This window comes from Serratia sp. PL7 (genome assembly GCF_945957435.1).
On the sequence record NZ_CAMFLB010000001.1, the window covers coordinates 2,381,851 to 2,399,109 of the forward strand.

Sequence of the window (17,259 nt, forward strand, 5' to 3'; positions counted from 1 at the left end):
GAATAGCGCCTATTCGTCGCGCTGGCGAGCAAACAGGGCGTCGAGTTTCTCTTCAAACAAATAGTAGTTGATGCTTTCATACAGCTCGTTGCGGGTCTGCATGGTGTCGATGACGCTTTTCTGCGTGCCCTCCTCGCGCAAAGCGCGGTACACCCGCTCCGCCGCCCGGTTCATCGCCCGGAAGGCCGACAGCGGATACAGCGCCATATCCACCAGGGCGCTGCGCAGCTCCTCGGTCGTAAACAGCGGCGTCGCGCCGAATTCGGTAATGTTGGCAAGGATTGGCACCTGCGTCGCCTCGGCAAAGCGGCGGTACATGCCCAGCTCGGTGATCGCTTCCGGGAACAGCATGTCGGCCCCGGCCGCTACGTAAGCCTGAGCGCGCTCGATGGCCGCCTCCAGCCCCTCCACCGCCAGCGCATCGGTGCGCGCCATGATCACGAAGTCCGGATCGCTGCGCGCATCTACCGCCGCCTTGATGCGATCCACCATCTCTTCGGTGGAGACGATGGCCTTATTGGGCCGATGACCGCAGCGCTTGGCGCCGACCTGATCTTCGATATGCAGCGCCGCCGCCCCGGCCTTGCTCACCGAGCGCACCGTGCGGGCAACGTTAAACGCCGATGCGCCGAAACCGCTGTCGACATCCACCAGCAGCGGCAGCGGGCAGACGTCGGTGATGCGGCGAATATCGGTCAACACATCGTCCAGCGTCGAAATGCCCAGGTCCGGCAATCCCAGCGAACCGGCCGCCACACCGCCGCCGGAAAGATAGATGGCCTGGAATCCGGCCCGCTGAGCCAGCAAGGCATGGTTGGCGTTGATCGCGCCGGCGATTTGCAGGGGTTTTTCTTTACTCAGGGCCTGACGAAAGGCGAGCCCGGGTGAGCGCAGCGTCATGACGTTTTCTCCGATTAGCCAGATGAAACAGACAGAGCAAGGAGCGGGCCAGGTTTCACTTCGGTGAGGGGAAAAATTAAAAACGATAAAAATAAGTGAGTTACAACATATTCAGCGCCATTGGCCTGGCAAAGGGATAAAAAACGTTTCAGTTAACGTTTCAATCGTTGTTTCACACAGTAAATTTGAAACATAACTGAAACCGGGCTACACCTAATGCAGCCACTTCCATTCGGTAACCCACCATGAGCGATCACATCACGCCATCCCGCGCGCCGGACAAACCGGTGATCTGGACCGTCTCCATCACCCGCCTGTTCGATCTGTTCCGGGACATCAGCCTCGAGTTCGACCATCTGGCGACCATCACCCCGATCCGTCTCGGCTTCGAGGAGGCGGTGCAGCACATCCGCGCACGCCTGGCGACCGAACCGTGCGACGCCATCATCGCCGCCGGCTCCAACGGCGCCTACCTGAAAAGTCGCCTGTCGGTGCCGGTCATCCTGGTCAAGCCCGGCGGCTTCGACCTGCTGCAGGCGCTGAGCAAGGCGCGCAGAACCGCCGATCGGATCGGCGTCATCACCTATAAAACGCCTTTGCCCGCACTGATGGAGTTCCAGCAAACCTTCGATCTGCCGCTGGAACAGCGCAGTTACGTCACCGAAGAGGACGCCCGCGGCCAGATCGCCGAGCTGAAAGCCGCCGGTATTCAGGCGGTGGTCGGCGCCGGCCTCATCAGCGATCTGGCGGAAGAGGCCGGGCTCACCGCCATTTTTCTCTATTCCGCCGCCACCCTGCGCGCCGCCTTCAGCGATGCGCTGGACGTAACGCGCCTGATGCTGAGCGGCGGCAAACGCGGCGGCGATTACGCCGCACGCGATACCCTGCAGCCACGCTATGGGCTGGGCGATTTGCAGGGCGACTCCCCGCAGATGGAGCAGACCCGGCGCACCATCATGTTGTACGCCCGCTCGCCGGCGGCGGTATTAATTGAAGGAGAAACCGGCACTGGCAAAGAGCTGGCGGCGCAGGCAATCCACCGCGAATACTTTTCCCGGCGCGGCGCACCGTCCAGGGGGGCGACGCCGCCGTTCGTCGCCATCAACTGCGGCGCCATCGCCGAATCGCTGCTGGAGGCGGAACTGTTCGGCTATGAGGAAGGCGCCTTCACCGGATCACGGCGCGGCGGCCGGCGCGGGCTGCTGGAAACCGCCAACGGCGGCACTCTGTTTCTGGATGAGATCGGCGAAATGCCGCTGCACCTGCAAACGCGACTGCTGCGCGCGCTGGAAGAGAAAACTATCACCCGGGTGGGCGGGCAACAGCCGGTAACGGTCGACTTTCGCGTCATCAGCGCCACCCACACCCGCCTGGAGCAGGCGATTCAACGGGGCGGTTTTCGCGCCGATCTGTTTTATCGCCTGAGCGCCCTGCGGCTGCAGCTGCCGCCATTGCGGGCGCGCGGCGACGATATTGCGATGCTGGCGGAACACTTTCTGAAACAGTCGCTGGCGGCGCTCGATGTGCCGCTGACGGAGCCGCTGCGCACCGCCCTGGCCGGCTGTTACGCCGCGCTAAGCCATTACGCCTGGCCCGGCAACCTGCGCGAACTACGCAACATGATGGAACGGGTAGCGCTGATGCTGAGCACCGGCGCAGCGCCGAGCGGTGAAACGCTGCAGTGGCTGTTGCCGGAGCTGGCGGCGGTCACGCCGCCCGAGACGCAGGCGGCGCCCATCTCCGCCCACGAAGCCCTGGCGCGGTGCGGGGGCGACCACGCCGCCGCCGCCCGGTTGCTCGGGATCAGCCGCACCACCTTATGGCGCCGGCTGAAAAAACCGAACTGAGCATCAGCCGGCGCGCCGGCCGTCCGAGGCCGGCAGCAGTCGCGCTCGCCGATCGCCCAGCAGGTTCATGCCCGCCGCCGCCAGCAGGATGATCGCCGCGCCCAGCAGCTGCCACGCCGACAGGCGGTGGTCAAACGCCAGGCGATCCACCAGCATGGCGGCGATCGGGTAGATGAACGACAGCGAGCCGATCAGGTGAGTCGGCAGCTTCTGCAACGCGCCGTACATCAGCACGTACATCAGGCCGGTATGCAACACGCCGAGCGTCGCCAGCATCCCCCACTGCCCCACGCTGGCCGACGCATGAAAATCCACCAGCGGCAGCAGCATCACCGCCCCCACCGTTACCTGGATCAGCGCAATAAGATGGGGCGGCGTGCCCTTCAGCCGCTTGGCCGCCAGCGCCATCAGGGCGTAGAAAAACGCCGCGCCGAGCGCCAGCGCGATGCCCGCCAGATAATGGCTCTGCTCCCCCGCCTGCCGCGGCTGCGCCAGCACCACCAGCATCATGCCGCCGAACGCCAAGCCCAGCCACAGCAGCTTGCGGGCGGTCAGCCGTTCCCCCAGAAACAGCGCCCCCAGCCCCACCAGCATAAACGGCTGGGTGTTGTACACCGCGGTGGCGATGGAGATAGAGGCATAGGAATAGGCGGCAAACAGCAGCAGCCAGTTGATCACCAGCGCGACGCCGCCGGCGATCGCCAGCAGCAGCGTGGCGCGCGTCAGCGCATCGCGTCGCAGCTGCCCCAGTACGCCGCACACCGCCAGCAGCACCAGCGCGCCTACCGCGCAGCGCCAAAACACCACGTTGATAACCGGCTGGCCGGACATCAACACAAACCAGCCGATAGAGCCGGAAATCAACATCGCCGCCGCCATCTCCAGCGATCCGCGTTTTATCTCTGCATTCATTCTGCATTCCTCGAAGCTTGCCCAGAGACATAGCTTGCGGCTTCGCGGGGCGGCTTTCCATAGCATAAAAAAGGCAGATATGCTTAACTGCCTTTTTCTCGCAGCTATAATAAAGAAAATACCTAACGGAGGCGTTATGGATGATATCGATCGCCAAATCCTGACCATTCTGGCGGAAGATGCGCGTGCATCGTTGAAGACGCTGAGCGCGCAGGTGGGGCTGTCGTCGCCGAGCACGTCGGAAAGACTGCGGCGGCTGGAGGAAAGCGGCGTGATCCAGGGTTATACCCTGAACGTCAATCTGCAGGCGGTAGGCTATGCCTTCGAGTCGCTGGTGCGCATCAAGCCGCTGCCGGGCATGCTGAAGAAGGTCGAGCAGCTGATTCAGGCGATCCCGGAAGTGGTCGAATGCGATAAGGTGACCGGCGAAGACTGCTTTATCGTGCGGCTGGTGGCGCACTCGATGGAACAGCTCGACCATACCCTCGATCGGCTGGCCGAGCATGCGCAGAGCAACACCTCGATCGTGAAAACCACGCCGGTCAAGCGCCGCCTGCCGCCGCTGCTCTGATCAACGCCGCCGTTTGCGGGCGAACGGGTTGCCGCGCTTCTTCTCTTTTTTGGCCGCGTCGGCGGCGGATTTCAGCGCCGCCAGATGCGCCTTGTCGGCCTCCGGCACCGCGCGCTGCTCAATCGGGAACACCGGCAGCGACGCCAACAGCCGCGAACCGTAGTTTTTGGTCAACAGCCGGCGATCGTAGATCACGATCTCGCCGTAGCATTGGTTACTGCGGATCAGTCGGCCGACCTGCTGGATCAGGTTGAACGAGGCGCTCGGCAGGCTCTGCACTTCGAACGGATAGCGCTTCAGTGATTTCAGCCACTCGCCTTCGGTGATGATCACCGGGCTGTCGATCGGCGGGAACGCGATTTTGTGAATATGCACCTGGGTCAGCAGTTCGCCTTTCAGATCCAGCCCTTCGGCGAACGATTGCAGCCCCACCAGCACGCTGGCGACGCCCTTCTCCACCCGCTTGCGGTGCTCTTCCACCAGCCGGTAGCGCGGCTGGTCGCCCTGCACCAGCAGCATCAGCCGCAGATCGGTCACGTAGCTGAGGAAAGTCTGCATCGCCCGGTGGCTGCTGAACAGGATCAGCATGCCTTTGTGCTTGCCGCTCGCCTGCTCGGCGCGGAAAAACCGCGCCATCTCCTCGAGGTGCTCCGCCTCGTTGGCGAGCGCCGGTTCATAGCGCATCTGCGGAATGACAATTTTGCCCTGTTCGACGTGATTGAACGGCGAAGAGAGCGTTTCGAAGCGATCGCCGGCCTTCTCGCTCAGCCCGCTCATCTCCTGCAAACGCGCGAAGCTGTTCAGTGAACGCAGCGTGGCCGAGGTGACCACCACGTGCGGCACCTTGCGCCACAGCAGCTTCTCCAGCTGGTCGCTGACGCGGATGCCGACGCAGTGCAAATACAGATGGGTAACGTTATCGCGCAGCTCGCGCGTGACCCATTTGGAGATCGGCGCGTTGGACGACTTGTCGAGCGCCGCCAGCCGCCACAGCTTGCTCATCGCCTCCAGATAGCCCAGCGTGCGGCTCATCTGAATGATCGCGCGATGCAGACGCACGATGTCGTGCTTGCCGGTCTGCTCGGTAAGATCGTTAAGCACGAACTCCGCCAGCCCGCGTAATGCATCGGTCAGTTTAAACAGCCGCGCGCAGCTCTCCACCATCTCCGCGGGCAGCTCGCCCATTTCAAAACGGTGCTCGGCCGCCACGCTATCGCCGGGCAGGTAGGCGCTGACCTGATGCTCGAAGATCTGCACCAGCTCGCGCAGCTCTTCGCAATGGTTTTTCAGCCGTTCGCTGTTGGCCAGCCCCGGCGGATTCTTCGGCCGGTACTGCGTCATGCACTGCTCGACCTGGCGCACGATCATGTCCAACTGCAGGTTGGTCGACAGCGCGGTGATTTCCCCGTCGATCTCCAGCGCGTCGCGCGCCACCTCAGGCAAATGATGGCCTTCGTCCAGCACCAGCAGCAATTCTTTCGGGTTCGGCAGCACCGATTCCGTCTCCAGCGCCGCCATCACCAGCGCGTGGTTGGCCACCACCACGTCGGCGCTCTCGATCTCTTTGCGGGCAATATAGAACGGGCATTCGCGAATGTAGTGGCAGTTGCGCCCCAGGCAGTTGGCCTTGTCGGTGCTCAGCTTGGCCCACAGCGGATCGTCGATGCTCTGCTGATAGTGATCGCGCAGCCCGTCCCACTCGAAGCGAGCCAACGCCTTGGTCAGTTTCTGGCACAGCGCCTGCTCTTCGCCGCTGGACGGCGCCAGTTCGTCGTCGAGGAACAGCGTCAGATCGCCCTGTTGACTGACGTCGGTGCTCATCGCCGCCAGGTTACGCGGGCAGACGTAACGCCCGCGGCCAAAGGCACCGGTAAATTTCAGATCGGGGATAATCTTCTTCAGCAGCGGCAAATCTTTGCTGTAGATCTGGTCCTGTAGCGCCACGTTGGCGGTGCTCACCACCAGCGGCTTGCTCTCCGCCCGCCCGACGGCGATGCCCGGGATCAGATAAGACAGCGTTTTACCGACGCCGGTCGGCGCCTCGATCGCCAGATGGCGCGGGTAGTCACCGGCCAACGTCTTCGCCACCTCGGCGATCATCTGACGCTGGGGCGCGCGGGAAATGAAATCCGGTATTTGCTGCTGCAGGGCTTTGTACCACTGGCCAATCTGATCTTTAACTGCGGAGGAGAGCGCCATTCAACTCTTATCTAAACGAAATGATGGCGCTATTGTCCCACAGACCGCCGGCGACGTCAGCCCGAGTTACGCCTGCGGCTCGATCATCGAGACGCGACCACCGCCGAACGACCACTCGTCCAACTGGGTGGTGGCGATCACCACCATCACATCCTCGGGGTTCAGCCGCAGCTTTTCCATCAGCAACGCCGCCAGCCGTCGGTAGAAACGCCGCTTGGTGTCGCTGTCGCGCGGCCGCCCGGCGGTGATGTAAAACAGCACGAAATCCGCGCTGCGCGGCCCGCCGAGATAGTCGCGATCGTAGATAAGCTCACCGGGGCGGTATTGATCGATCACCTGAAATTTGTCCGTCGGCGGCACCTCGAACGCCTCTACCAGCGCCTGATGCAGGCTGTCGGACAAGGTTTGCAGGTAGTCAGCGGATTTGCCCTGATGCAGGGCGATGCGGCTAAACGGCATGGGGCGCCTCCGGTTCCAGCTCGCGCAGGCGCGCCACGGCCGATGCCGCTGCAGGCCAGCCGGCGTAGAACGCCAGATGGGTGATGAGCTCGGCCAGTTGCTGACGCGCCACGCCGTTGCGCTGCGCCAGCTGCAGGTGAAACGGCAGCTGTTCCACGCGGTTGAGCGCCACCAGCGCGGCGACGGTGATCAGGCTGCGCTCGCGCGGGCTCAGCTCTGGCCGCTGCCAGACATCGTCAAACAATATGTTGTCGCTGAGCTGCGCCAGCTTGGGGGCAATATCGCCGAACGCCTGTTGCCCGGCCTGGGATTCTGATGGCATCACACTCTCCTGTCAGTTGCGGATAGCCTTACGCTACCCGCCGCCGCAGCGAGTGAAAATCGGGATTTTCGGCAGTCTCGATTCAGAAAAACGAGAGGGTTCCCCGCCGGGCGGCGGGGAGGTTTCACGATTCCAGTGGGGCAACGCCGTCGAAATGGGCGCTCAGCAGCGCATTCAGCTCCGGCCGCTGCTCTACCCGTTCGGCGATGGCGTACAGCCGCGGGCAGTGCTGCCGGAACCATGCGCGGCCCGGCCGCCAGTTGCACATCACCGCCACGTACAGATCCAACGCGCTGAAGCTCTTGCCGAGAAACCACGGGCCCGCTGCGCCGGCGGCGGCGTTCAGCTGCTGCAATAAACGCTCGCGATAATCCATCACCGCATTTTTCAGCTGCTCCGCCCCCGCCGCCTGCGGCTGCCAGCGCTGCGGATGGTCGGCATAGGTGAAGGTGGGGTAAATCTCCGCGTTAATGAACAGCAGCCAGCGCAGAAAACGCGGCAACAGCGGCGAGCCGCCGGGCGGCGCCAGTTCAGCATGCGGTGCGCGATCGTGCAGCAGCAGGATAATCGCCGCGCTCTCCGTCATCACTTCGTCATTGGGCAACACCAAGGTAGGCACCTGGCCCAGAGGGTTTAGCGCCAGCAGGCGATCGCGCTCCGGGCCGTCCTGCGTGTAGTCCACCTCCTCATAGCCCCAGGGGAACGCGGTCAACGCCAACGCGGCGGCCACGATCGTCGAACCGCAACCCTGCGTGCCGAACAAAGTATAAGTATCGTGCATGATTCCTCCCGCAGCGGAACAAGGTATCGATAACTGTAGACCAGCCGCCGACCGTCGGCTGAAGAAAAAATTCACCCTTTGCGCGACTTTTTTAATCGTTCGACATGAAAATGAATTTTTTGTCATAAATGGATCACATTACTACGGTAAAAATTCTCCGCCGCCAACAATCAGGCGGCACAGTGAAACAGCAATGCAACTGATGATAAGCGTCTTTCAATCGAATAAAGCAGGGTAACCCATGAAACGTAATCTTCTGGCCGTTATTATTCCGGCACTTTTACTTGCGCAAGCGGCACAGGCAGCAGAAATCTACAATAAAGACGGCAACAAGCTCGATTTTTACGGCCGTGTAAAAGCCCTGCATTATTTCTCCGATGATGCCGGCAACGACGGTGATAAAACTTACGTCCGCATCGGCTTTAAAGGCGCGACTCAGATTAACGATATGCTGACCGGCTACGGCCAGTGGGAATATCAGATCGCCGCCAACCATACTGAATCCGACGGCACTAAAGACACTAAAACGCGTCTGGGTTTCGCCGGTCTGAAATATAAGGATCTCGGCTCCTTCGACTACGGCCGCAACTACGGCATCATTTACGACGTCGGCGCCTGGACGGATATGATCCCTGAATTCGGCGACGATGCTTATATCAAGACCGACAACTTCATGAACGGCCGCACCAACGGCGTCGCCACCTACCGTAATAACAACTTCTTCGGCCTGGTTGACGGCCTGAAATTTGCCGTGCAGTACCAGGGCAAGAACGAAAACGACGGCCGCTCCGCCAGCAAGGCGAACGGCGACGGTTGGGGCCTCTCCTCCAGCTACGAAATCATCGACGGTCTGAGCGTGGGTGCCGCCTATGCCTCTTCCAACCGCACCGCCACGCAAAAAGCGGGCACCTTCGGTAAAGGCGACAAGGCCGATATCTGGGCCGGTGGTCTGAAATACGACAACAACAACGTCTACCTGGCCGCGACTTATTCGCAGAGCCGCAATATTGCACCTATTTCCGGCACCGCCACCATCAATAACAATTCGACCTCCGTTAGCGGCTTCGCCAATAAAGCGGAAGGGATTGAATTGGTCGCGCAATATCAGTTCGACTTCGGTCTGCGCCCATCGCTGGGTTACGTTCAGCAGAAAGGCAAAGATATTGAAGGCATCGGCGATGTCGATCTGGTGAAATATTTCGACGTGGCGGCGACCTATTACTTCAACAAAAACATGTCCACTTATGTCGAATATAAAATCAACCAGCTCGATGACGACAACAAGCTGGGCCTGAAAAACGACGACGTCGTTGTTCTCGCCCTGACCTACCAGTTCTGATGTGATGAATGAATAACCACCACTGCAAACTTTAGCGTCACTTGATACCCAGAGTTTTATTTCGCCGGGCGGCTGCGTCCGGCTTTTTTGTTTTTATTTTCCCCGCCAACGAATCCCCCCGCTTGCCTTGCAAAACAAACGGGTCTACATGTATAGCTTTCCCCCGAGCGGAATCAGCCATGCACAACGACGGACGCTTCGACTTCCACAACGCCGTGCGCTACAGCAGCGACGAGCTGGCCAATATCCTCACCCACTGTTTTGAAAACTACATTGTGCGCTTCGTGCTCGACGGGCCGGCCTTCGCCGCCCGCTTCGGCGCCGAAGACCTCAGCCTGAACGACAGCCTGATCGTCACCCATCGCCAGGAACCGGTGGCGGTGGCGCTGATCGCCCGTCGCGGCCGACACAGCCGGGTCGCGGCCTTTTCCATACGCCCCGAGATGCGCGGTCAGGGGCTGGGTAAGGCGCTGATGCAGCGGGTGGTGGCGGATGCCCGCCAGCGCGGCGACCGGCGGCTGTCGCTGGAAGTGATCGAAGGCAACGAAGCCGCGCTGGCGCTGTACCATCGCGCCGGGCTGCGCATCGTGCGCACCCTGACCGGCCACCAGGCGCCGGCGGAAGTGCCGCCAGGCACGGCGGTGCTGCAGGCGGTCGATCCGTTGACCGTCAGCCATCGCCTGACGGCGGAAGGCGCCACCGACCTGCCCTGGCTGATTGCCCCCGAATCGCTGTTCAAGCTGCCGGGCACACCGCGAGCCTATACGCTCAATCGTCAGGCCTACGCCGTGGTGATGCCCGGCGCCGAGCACTGCTGGCTGCGCCTGATCTACGTGCCCCCGCAGCACCGCGGTCAGGGACATGCCCGCGCCTTGCTAGCCGCCCTGCAAGCGCAGTTCGCCCCTTTGCCGCTGACCGCCAACGTCTTTGTGCCCGAGGTGGCCGCCCCCTTCTTTACGCATCTTGGCTGGCGTCAGGAGCCCCTGCGCCAGTTCGAGATGGATATGCTGCTGGACAGCCCACAAGACTAAAACCGAGAGAGAGAACGATGGCAGGAAAACAGGCAAGGAAACTCACCCTTGGCGCGGCAGTTGGCGTCGCGCTGCTGACGCTGGCCGGTTGCGCGCAGCCGCCGTATACCGACGCTCAGGCCCAGCAGCAGCTGGCGGATCAGTCGGTGCTGGCGGTGAACTGGTTCCAACAGTCCGGTGAATACCAGGCGCTGGCGCATCAGGCGTTCAACAGCGCGCAGCGCGCCTTCGATCAGGCCAAGGCCGCACCGGGCCGCAAAAAGGCGGTGGTGGTCGATCTGGATGAAACCCTGCTGGACAACAGCGCCTACTCCGGCTGGCAGGCGCAGCAGGGCCAGCTGTACGACGGCGCCACCTGGGCCCGGTGGACGCAGGCCGAACAGGCCGGCGCGGTGCCGGGTGCCGTGTCGTTCGCCCGCTACGTTAACGCTCATCAGGGAACAATGTTCTACGTCTCGAACCGCAAGCAGAGCGAATACGCTGCCACGGTGGCCAACATGCAGAAGCTCGGCTTCACCGGCATGTCGGAAAAGACCGTCTTGCTCAGTACCGACACTTCCAATAAGCAGGCGCGCTTCGACGCCATCAAACAAGCCGGCTATGACATCGTGGTGTACGCGGGCGACAACCTGAACGACTTCGGCGCCGCGACTTACCACCAGGATAATGCGCAGCGCCGGGCGTTCGTCAGCGAGAACCAGAACAAGTTCGGCACCGAATTCATCGTGCTGCCCAACCCGCTGTACGGCGATTGGGAAAGCGGCCTGGCCCGCGACTACAACAAGCTGGCGCCACAGCAGAAGCTGCAGGTGCGCCAACAGGCGATCAAAGCCTGGCGCGGGCGCTAAGCCTCACAGCAGTTTGTACATATAGCAGGTGGCCTCCAACGCCCCGCCATCGCTGGCGCGGGCGTATTGCGGGATATCGCCCGCCGCCTCGAACCCCAATTGACGGTACAATCCCTGCGCCGCGCTGCCGCTCAGGGTGTCCAGCACCAACAGGCTGCGCCGATGACGCGCCGCCAGCGCCTGCACTTCCTGCATCAACAGCCGGGCGATGCCCTGCCGCCGCGCCTGCGGATGCACCATCAGCTTGACCACTTCCGCCCGGTGACGGCCGTTGTCCGGCATCGCCAACAGCAGTTGCACGGTGCCGACCGGCCGACCGTTCTCGAGCGCCACCAGCATCGCACGCTCTCCCCGCACCAGGGCCGGCAGCAGCCCCAGCCAAAACGCCTGCGCCTGTTCCAACGTAAAGGGCATGACAAAACCGATGCTGGCGCCGTGCGCCACGCTGGCGTGCAGCATCTCGGCCAACTCGGCCATGGCACTTTGCGCCGCATCGGCGTCCCACTGTTGCAATTCAATCATGGCTATGGCCTGCAGATAACGAGCGTGTAATGGGCCGGCTCATCGCCGGGGACATGGAAACGGGAGGCGCCGAACAGGCGGTAGCGCAGGCAGTCGCCGGGCGACAGCCGGAAAACGCGCCCTTCCAGCGTCAATTCCAGCTGCCCGGACAACAGCCAGAGGTGGTGCTCCAGCGCTGGAATCGACGGCAGGTCGTAATCGATCTGCGCGCCGGCATCCAGCCGGGCTTCGATAAACTCGGCCTTATACAATGCGGCGGGCGGGGAAACGGAGCGACGGTGAAAACCACTGGCCCGATCGACCCACACCGGCTGTTGCGGCGGCCGCAGCAGCTCCGGCGGTTCGTCTTCGATTTCGCTCAACAGGCGCGACATGGTTAACCCGTAGGCGGCGCACAGCCGGTTCAGCAACGATGCCGTCGGGCTGGTCTCGGCGCGCTCCACCCGCGAGAGCGTCGCCCGGCTAAGGCCGGTGCGCCGCGCCAACTCCTCCAGCGACCACGCCCGCTGCTGGCGCAAATCCGCCAGCCGCTGCGCCAACCTCAGGTCGGCCATCTCCAAACCGTTATCCATCGTTCATACTCCGCCTAAAAATCCCATATAAGAGAAGTAATCTCAGATTAGAGATATGGCAAGCGAATTTTAAAAAATGCCGCGCAGCGCGATGAAAATCAGCATGCTCAGCAACACCACCGCCAGCATATTGCGTAGAAAGAACGCCAGTATCACCGCAAACACCGCCCCCCACAGGTAAGGGTTATCCGGCGCGGCACGCAGCTGGTCGCCGCTGAAGGCGACAATCGGCCCGCAGATCGCCGTCAGCACCGCCGGCACGGAAAAGCTCAGCAGGGTTTTAACGCGCGGCGACAGACGCAGCGGCAACCCGGGCGCCAGAAAACAGTAGCGGTTGAAAAACACCACCAGCCCCATCAAAACGATCGTCAGCCAGATCATCGGCGCCCCCCGCTGCACAGCAGCCCGACCAGCATCGCCGCCACGGTGGCGATCACCAATGCGCCCGGCGTCTGGAAATGGTGCAACACGATGGAAAGCAGCAGCGCGGTCAGCACGCAGGCCAACACCGGCAGGCTGCGCACCAGCGGCACCACGATGGCGATAAAGGTGGCGGCGATGGAGAAATCCAACCCGTAACCGTCCAGATCGCCGGCGCTGCCGGCGGCCACGATGCCAAGCAGCGTGGAGAGAAACCAGCACAGGTAAAAGGTCAGCCCGGCGCCCAGCGCATACCAGCGGTTGAAACGCGCCGGCGTCTGTTCGCCGGTCAGCGCGAACAGTTCATCGGTGAGCAAGAATCCCAGCGCCAGCCGCCAGCGCAACGGCAGCGGCGCGATACGCTCCCGCAGCCGCAGCGCGTAAAGAAAATGCTGGGCGGTGACGAAAAAGGTCGACAGCAAGATCGCCAGCAGCCCGGCGCTGCCCTTGATCATGCCCATCGCCACCAGCTGCGACGCCCCGGCGAACACGATGGCCGACATGCCCAGCCCCTGCGCCGGCGTCAGGCCGCTTTGCAGGGCCATCGAGCCCGCCAGTACTCCCCACGGCACCACCGCCAGGCACAGCGGCAAGATAGCCACCCCGCCCTGCAGCGCGGGGCGCAGGCGGGCGGAGGGCGGCGTGATGAGGGGGATTGAATCAGTCATGGGCTTCTCCTTGAGTTGAAGAAGCCAGCTTACGGCGCAGGCGTACACGGGTATTGCACCCGATTGCCCGGCTATTTCAGCGATTTGACGTAGTCGCCCGGCGTGACGCCCATCGACTTGCGAAAATGGCGGTGGAAATGGCTTTGATCGTGAAAGCCGCAGCTCAACGCACTGTCCAGCACGCTGTTGCCGGCCTTCAGCATGCCGCGCGCCTTGCGCAGCCGCGCCTGAATTTGATAGGCGTGCGGCGGCAGGCCGGTGGCCTGCTGAAACTGCCGCAGCAGGTAATAAGGACTGAGCGCCACGCGCTCCGCCAGCTCCAGCAGCGAAATGTCCGCCTCGGGGAAATCGTCGAGAAAGGCTTTCACCCGCGCCACTTGGCTTTGCGCCCGGCTCTGCGGCGCAGGATCGATACGGCTTTTGCCGTGCCGCAGCATCAGCCAGGTCAGCGCCGAGAACACCATGGTCTCCTTCATCAGCCGGTTCTCATCGCTGCGCAGCAGGCTGAACGCCATGCGCAACTGGCCAGCCAGGCCGACGTCGTGCACCACCGGGTTGGGAAAATAAGGCGTCGCGCCGGCGCCGGTTTTCAGATCGCGCGATAAAAAGGCCAGTAGCTCCGGCGCCGGGTACATCGCCTGATACGACCAGCCCTCTTCGGTGGCGGAACTGCCAGTATGAATATCGTCGGCGTTGACCAGAATGATGCTGCCCAGCGGCGCCACGTGTTCGCCGCCGGTGCGGTAGAAGCGCTGGGCGCCATCGTCGATGACGCCCACGCAGAAGCCTTCATGGCTGTGGCGCGAGAAGGTTTGGCGGCGGTAGGTGGCCTGCAGCACTTCCAGCCCGCCAAGATCGTCGACGTGCATAAAATGAGCCTGCTCCCGGGATGCTTTGCGCGCTATGCCTTCCGCCTTCATCTTGCCTACCTCCGCTGAATGAGAGGCATTCTAGCACTCGCGCGAGGGCGGGTTTTGTACAAAATTGCCCGTCTCGGCCCCCGGCGGCGCGATCGCCGCGCAGCGCCAGGCGCTGAATACCGCCAGCAGCGGCGCCAGCGCGAACGCCAGGAACAGCCAACGCGCCGCCGATGCCGCGCCCGTCGCGCCACCCGGATCGTTCAGCCCCGCCAGGTTGGCGATCATCCCGGCCAGCGCCGCACCGAATGCGGTGGCGAACAGCTGCACCGTGGTAATTGAAGCGCCGGCGATATCTTTGTCCGCTTCAGGCGCCACCTGCAAAATGCGCGTCAGCAGGTGCGGCCAACCGAAGCCGATGCCGAATCCCACCAGCAACAGCGCAATGACGATCGGCGCCAACGCCTGCCAGTGGCCGCCGGACGGCATCGGCATCAGGATCGCCAGCGCCAGCAAGCCCACCAGCACGAACAGCGGCCCGCTGACGATCGCCCGGCGAATGCCCGCTCCGCGCCAGCCGGAGCTGAGGATCTCGGACAACGTCCAACCGGCGGCCATAGCGGCGGCGATATAGCCGGAGATCAGCGGCGACTGGCCGTGCAGCAGCTGCAGGAAATAAGGCACGAAGATTTCGCTGGTCATGCCGATCACCAGCAACGCGGTCGTGATGTACAACGCCGCCAGCGATGAGCCGCGCCGCAGTGCGCCGTGCGGCAACAGGCGGGCGCGCGAGTGCGCTTCGCGCTTCAGCAACCAGGCCATCAGCACCAGCGAGAGCGCGATGCCCGCCAGGTTGATCCAGGCACTGTGCGCCAGGCTGCCGGCGGACACCACCAGCACCGCCACGGTCAGCAACAGCAGCTGTGCGGTCGGCAACGGTGCGGCCGCCTGCTGCGCTTTGCCCTTGGGCAGGATCAGGAAGGTAAACGCGGCGTACAGCGCCATGATCGGCAGCAGAATGCCGAAGGCCCAGCGCCAGGCGTTCAGTTCGGCGAAAATACCGCCTACCGCCGGCCCCACCAGGGTGGCGATGCCCCACATCGCCGAGATGAGCGCCATGGCGCGCGGCCACAGCCGCTGCTCGAATACCAGATTGATCATCGCGTAGGAGAGCGCAAAGATCAGCCCGCCACCAAAGCCCTGCACCGTGCGGCCGATCAGCATCACCGGCATGCTCGGCGCCAGCGCGCACAGCGCCGCCCCGGCGATGAAGAACAGCGAAGCCACCAGATAGGCGCTGCGCGCACCGTAGCCGCTGAGCAAGCGGGCCGACAGCGCGGAGCCGAGGATAGACGCCACCACGAACAGCGTGGTGTTCCAGGCATAGAGATCCAGCCCGCCGATATCCTGCACCACCGAGGGCAAGATGGTGGTGGCGACCAGAATATTGATGGCATGCAGCGCCACGCCGAGCGAGAGCGCGATCGCACTGGCCGCATTTTTGCCAGAGAAAAGGTCGCTCCAGCGGCTATCGTCATGGGTTATCACGGTTGTCGTCCTGTTTTCAGAGGAATGGCATTGAGTTGATCATAAGATTGCGTTAAATTTAACAAGAGTTATCTTGGAATAAGTTAGGGCGAGGCGGAGAAATATGTCAAGAATAAACTTGGAAAATAGCGGAAAGACCGCACAATCGGTCAGTGACCGCTTGCTGACGCTATTGAAAACCCGCGGCCCGCAGCAAGCTTCTGACGCAGGAAAGGTGCTCGGCACCACCGGTGAGGCGGCCCGCCAGCAGTTCGTCAAGCTGGCGAAAGAGGGGCTGGTCGAAGCGGTGGCGGAAACGCGCGGCGTAGGCCGCCCGGTACAGCTGTGGCATTTGACCTCGGCCGGCAATGCGCGCTTTCCCGATACCCATGCGGACCTGACGGTTCAGCTGCTGCGCACCGTGCGCGACAAGCTGGGCGAACAGGCGCTCGACGTGCTGATCGAAACCCGCGAGCAGGAAAACCGCATCAACTACAAGCAGGCGATGATTGGCGCCGCCGATCTGCAGGAGCGCGTGGCGCGCCTGACCGAGATCCGCTGTCGCGAAGGGTATATGGCCGAATGGCGCCAGGAGGAGGACGGTGCCTATCTGCTGGTGGAAAACCACTGCCCGATCTGCGCCGCTGCCACCGTCTGCCAGGGCTTCTGCCGGGCGGAGCTGAGTATCTTCACCGAAGTGCTGCAGGCGCAGGTGGAGCGCGCCGAACACATTCTGGCCGGCTCGCGCCGCTGCGCCTACCGGATTTCGCTCCTGTAACACCGGTTTTTGCCCACGTTTTCAACCGGTACAGATTATTCTGCTTGTGCACCCCACACCTTCCCTTCTAAGGTTGAATTAACGAACATTCAGGCAAACAGCGGGCCTCGCGCCCGCTTGGCAAATCCGTCGGCGCTAAGCGCGCAGCGGCAGAGTAACCCCACGGGAGTTGAACGATGAAGAAGCCGCATGCCGGATTCTGGCTGGCGACGCTGGGACTGGGCGTTTGCTGGCTGCTGGCGCTGCTGACTCGCGATCGGCTCAACGGCCTACTGCTGGCCGGCGCGGCGCTGGCGCTGATCTTTACCCCTGCCACCCGCCGTAAGGGCGCGGCTCTGGCTGCCCTGGGCGGTATCGGCATGGATGGGCTATGGAGCTACAGCGGCGTGCTGCACTACAGCGGGCAACACGGCCTGCCGCTCTGGACCCTCGCGCTGTGGATCGGCTTCGGCTGCTGGTGGTATTGGCTGCTGGACGTGGTCAGAGCGGCGCCCTGGCCGCTGGCGGTGCTGGGCGCCGCCGTCGGTCCTTTCGCCTACGCCGTCTCCTGGAAGCTGGGCGTGTTACTGCCCGGCGTGCCGCCGGAGTTCATGCTGCTGTTGCTGGCCGTCGGCTGGTCGATTTACCTGCCGGCCGTCAGTTGGCTGCAGTGGAAGCGGCGGAACAGCTGAACGGCTTGCGGCAGTCGGGAAAAATAATGCCGAAA

The 17,259-nt window shown here is 62.8% G+C and carries 19 protein-coding genes; 7 read left to right on the forward strand and 12 right to left on the reverse strand.

Annotation, left to right across the window (positions count from 1 at the left end; all coding sequences use genetic code 11):
• Positions 1-9: 9 nt before the first annotated feature.
• Positions 10-900: a methylisocitrate lyase gene (gene prpB, locus N6G83_RS11505; protein ID WP_202669169.1), complete on the reverse strand. Its 891-nt coding sequence runs from the start codon at positions 898-900 to the stop codon at positions 10-12.
• 245 nt (positions 901-1,145) lie between these two features.
• Here prpB and prpR point away from each other — a divergent pair, with 245 nt between their 5' ends.
• Positions 1,146-2,747 carry a propionate catabolism operon regulatory protein PrpR gene (gene prpR / locus N6G83_RS11510; protein ID WP_025302066.1) on the forward strand — a complete coding sequence of 534 codons (1,602 nt, stop codon included), beginning with the start codon at positions 1,146-1,148 and terminating at the stop codon, positions 2,745-2,747.
• Between the two features lie 3 nt (positions 2,748-2,750).
• On the opposite strand, the gene N6G83_RS11515 is transcribed toward prpR, so the two are convergent.
• Positions 2,751-3,659, reverse strand: coding sequence for a DMT family transporter (locus tag N6G83_RS11515; protein ID WP_260515357.1), 909 nt, complete (start codon positions 3,657-3,659; stop codon positions 2,751-2,753).
• A gap of 136 nt (positions 3,660-3,795) precedes the next feature.
• Between N6G83_RS11515 and N6G83_RS11520 the strand changes: the two genes are divergently transcribed.
• On the forward strand, positions 3,796-4,230 hold the full coding sequence (locus N6G83_RS11520; protein WP_025302064.1) for an Lrp/AsnC family transcriptional regulator: 435 nt from the start codon (positions 3,796-3,798) through the stop codon (positions 4,228-4,230).
• Here the strand turns inward: N6G83_RS11520 and dinG are convergent, their stop codons facing one another.
• The 4 genes from dinG to N6G83_RS11540 all read right to left on the reverse strand — a co-directional run bounded on the left by dinG (position 4,231) and on the right by N6G83_RS11540 (position 7,991).
• Entirely contained in the window at positions 4,231-6,429 is a 2,199-nt protein-coding gene (gene dinG / locus N6G83_RS11525; protein ID WP_025302063.1) for an ATP-dependent DNA helicase DinG, read from the reverse strand.
• A 66-nt stretch (positions 6,430-6,495) separates the two neighbouring features.
• Complete coding sequence (locus N6G83_RS11530; RefSeq protein WP_089195663.1) at positions 6,496-6,888, reverse strand: tautomerase family protein; 393 nt, start codon at positions 6,886-6,888, stop codon at positions 6,496-6,498.
• The gene (locus tag N6G83_RS11535) at positions 6,878-7,210 is read right to left on the reverse strand and encodes a carboxymuconolactone decarboxylase family protein (protein WP_025302061.1); all 333 of its coding nucleotides are present in this window, start codon (positions 7,208-7,210) and stop codon (positions 6,878-6,880) included. The genes N6G83_RS11530 and N6G83_RS11535 overlap by 11 nt, the downstream gene beginning before the upstream one ends.
• A 124-nt stretch (positions 7,211-7,334) precedes the next feature.
• On the reverse strand, positions 7,335-7,991 hold the full coding sequence (locus N6G83_RS11540; RefSeq protein WP_025302060.1) for a glutathione S-transferase family protein: 657 nt from the start codon (positions 7,989-7,991) through the stop codon (positions 7,335-7,337).
• A gap of 241 nt (positions 7,992-8,232) precedes the next feature.
• Between N6G83_RS11540 and ompC the strand changes: the two genes are divergently transcribed.
• The 3 genes from ompC to N6G83_RS11555 all read left to right on the forward strand — a co-directional run bounded on the left by ompC (position 8,233) and on the right by N6G83_RS11555 (position 11,209).
• A complete protein-coding gene (ompC, locus tag N6G83_RS11545) occupies positions 8,233-9,330 on the forward strand; it encodes a porin OmpC (RefSeq protein WP_025302059.1) in 1,098 nt (365 codons plus the stop codon).
• A 179-nt stretch (positions 9,331-9,509) separates the two neighbouring features.
• Positions 9,510-10,361: a GNAT family N-acetyltransferase gene (locus N6G83_RS11550; RefSeq protein ID WP_060447565.1), complete on the forward strand. Its 852-nt coding sequence runs from the start codon at positions 9,510-9,512 to the stop codon at positions 10,359-10,361.
• Between the two features lie 17 nt (positions 10,362-10,378).
• Positions 10,379-11,209, forward strand: coding sequence for a 5'-nucleotidase, lipoprotein e(P4) family (locus N6G83_RS11555; protein ID WP_260515359.1), 831 nt, complete (start codon positions 10,379-10,381; stop codon positions 11,207-11,209).
• A gap of 3 nt (positions 11,210-11,212) precedes the next feature.
• On the opposite strand, the gene N6G83_RS11560 is transcribed toward N6G83_RS11555, so the two are convergent.
• The 6 genes from N6G83_RS11560 to N6G83_RS11585 all read right to left on the reverse strand — a co-directional run bounded on the left by N6G83_RS11560 (position 11,213) and on the right by N6G83_RS11585 (position 15,796).
• Positions 11,213-11,731 carry a GNAT family N-acetyltransferase gene (locus N6G83_RS11560; RefSeq protein ID WP_043137032.1) on the reverse strand — a complete coding sequence of 173 codons (519 nt, stop codon included), beginning with the start codon at positions 11,729-11,731 and terminating at the stop codon, positions 11,213-11,215.
• Between the two features lie 2 nt (positions 11,732-11,733).
• Positions 11,734-12,303, reverse strand: a complete 570-nt coding sequence (locus tag N6G83_RS11565) for a helix-turn-helix domain-containing protein (protein ID WP_089195661.1) — start codon at positions 12,301-12,303, stop codon at positions 11,734-11,736.
• Positions 12,304-12,372: 69 nt separating this feature from the next.
• Positions 12,373-12,684: an AzlD domain-containing protein gene (locus N6G83_RS11570; protein WP_043137027.1), complete on the reverse strand. Its 312-nt coding sequence runs from the start codon at positions 12,682-12,684 to the stop codon at positions 12,373-12,375.
• A complete protein-coding gene (locus tag N6G83_RS11575) occupies positions 12,681-13,391 on the reverse strand; it encodes an AzlC family ABC transporter permease (RefSeq protein ID WP_043137025.1) in 711 nt (236 codons plus the stop codon). Before N6G83_RS11575 ends, N6G83_RS11570 begins: the two co-directional genes overlap by 4 nt.
• A 71-nt stretch (positions 13,392-13,462) precedes the next feature.
• A complete protein-coding gene (locus N6G83_RS11580) occupies positions 13,463-14,311 on the reverse strand; it encodes a helix-turn-helix transcriptional regulator (RefSeq protein ID WP_151429128.1) in 849 nt (282 codons plus the stop codon).
• A gap of 30 nt (positions 14,312-14,341) precedes the next feature.
• Positions 14,342-15,796 carry an MFS transporter gene (locus tag N6G83_RS11585; RefSeq protein WP_025302051.1) on the reverse strand — a complete coding sequence of 485 codons (1,455 nt, stop codon included), beginning with the start codon at positions 15,794-15,796 and terminating at the stop codon, positions 14,342-14,344.
• A 103-nt stretch (positions 15,797-15,899) separates the two neighbouring features.
• Between N6G83_RS11585 and N6G83_RS11590 the strand changes: the two genes are divergently transcribed.
• Positions 15,900-16,553, forward strand: a complete 654-nt coding sequence (locus N6G83_RS11590; RefSeq protein WP_025302050.1) for a helix-turn-helix transcriptional regulator — start codon at positions 15,900-15,902, stop codon at positions 16,551-16,553.
• Positions 16,554-16,729: 176 nt separating this feature from the next.
• Positions 16,730-17,224 carry a DUF2878 domain-containing protein gene (locus N6G83_RS11595; protein ID WP_025302049.1) on the forward strand — a complete coding sequence of 165 codons (495 nt, stop codon included), beginning with the start codon at positions 16,730-16,732 and terminating at the stop codon, positions 17,222-17,224.
• Positions 17,225-17,259 lie beyond the last annotated feature (35 nt).

Coding starts and splice junctions, on each gene's coding strand:
- N6G83_RS11560 (WP_043137032.1), bottom strand. CDS start 11,731: ATGATTGAATTGCAACAGTGGGACGCCGATGCGGCGCAAAGTGCCATG.
- N6G83_RS11535 (WP_025302061.1), bottom strand. CDS start 7,210: ATGCCATCAGAATCCCAGGCCGGGCAACAGGCGTTCGGCGATATTGCC.
- dinG (WP_025302063.1), bottom strand. CDS start 6,429: ATGGCGCTCTCCTCCGCAGTTAAAGATCAGATTGGCCAGTGGTACAAA.
- N6G83_RS11515 (WP_260515357.1), bottom strand. CDS start 3,659: ATGAATGCAGAGATAAAACGCGGATCGCTGGAGATGGCGGCGGCGATG.
- N6G83_RS11580 (WP_151429128.1), bottom strand. CDS start 14,311: ATGAAGGCGGAAGGCATAGCGCGCAAAGCATCCCGGGAGCAGGCTCAT.
- ompC (WP_025302059.1), top strand. CDS start 8,233: ATGAAACGTAATCTTCTGGCCGTTATTATTCCGGCACTTTTACTTGCG.
- prpB (WP_202669169.1), bottom strand. CDS start 900: ATGACGCTGCGCTCACCCGGGCTCGCCTTTCGTCAGGCCCTGAGTAAA.
- N6G83_RS11550 (WP_060447565.1), top strand. CDS start 9,510: ATGCACAACGACGGACGCTTCGACTTCCACAACGCCGTGCGCTACAGC.
- N6G83_RS11570 (WP_043137027.1), bottom strand. CDS start 12,684: ATGATCTGGCTGACGATCGTTTTGATGGGGCTGGTGGTGTTTTTCAAC.
- N6G83_RS11555 (WP_260515359.1), top strand. CDS start 10,379: ATGGCAGGAAAACAGGCAAGGAAACTCACCCTTGGCGCGGCAGTTGGC.
- N6G83_RS11575 (WP_043137025.1), bottom strand. CDS start 13,391: ATGACTGATTCAATCCCCCTCATCACGCCGCCCTCCGCCCGCCTGCGC.
- N6G83_RS11520 (WP_025302064.1), top strand. CDS start 3,796: ATGGATGATATCGATCGCCAAATCCTGACCATTCTGGCGGAAGATGCG.
- N6G83_RS11595 (WP_025302049.1), top strand. CDS start 16,730: ATGAAGAAGCCGCATGCCGGATTCTGGCTGGCGACGCTGGGACTGGGC.
- N6G83_RS11565 (WP_089195661.1), bottom strand. CDS start 12,303: ATGGATAACGGTTTGGAGATGGCCGACCTGAGGTTGGCGCAGCGGCTG.
- N6G83_RS11590 (WP_025302050.1), top strand. CDS start 15,900: ATGTCAAGAATAAACTTGGAAAATAGCGGAAAGACCGCACAATCGGTC.
- prpR (WP_025302066.1), top strand. CDS start 1,146: ATGAGCGATCACATCACGCCATCCCGCGCGCCGGACAAACCGGTGATC.
- N6G83_RS11530 (WP_089195663.1), bottom strand. CDS start 6,888: ATGCCGTTTAGCCGCATCGCCCTGCATCAGGGCAAATCCGCTGACTAC.
- N6G83_RS11540 (WP_025302060.1), bottom strand. CDS start 7,991: ATGCACGATACTTATACTTTGTTCGGCACGCAGGGTTGCGGTTCGACG.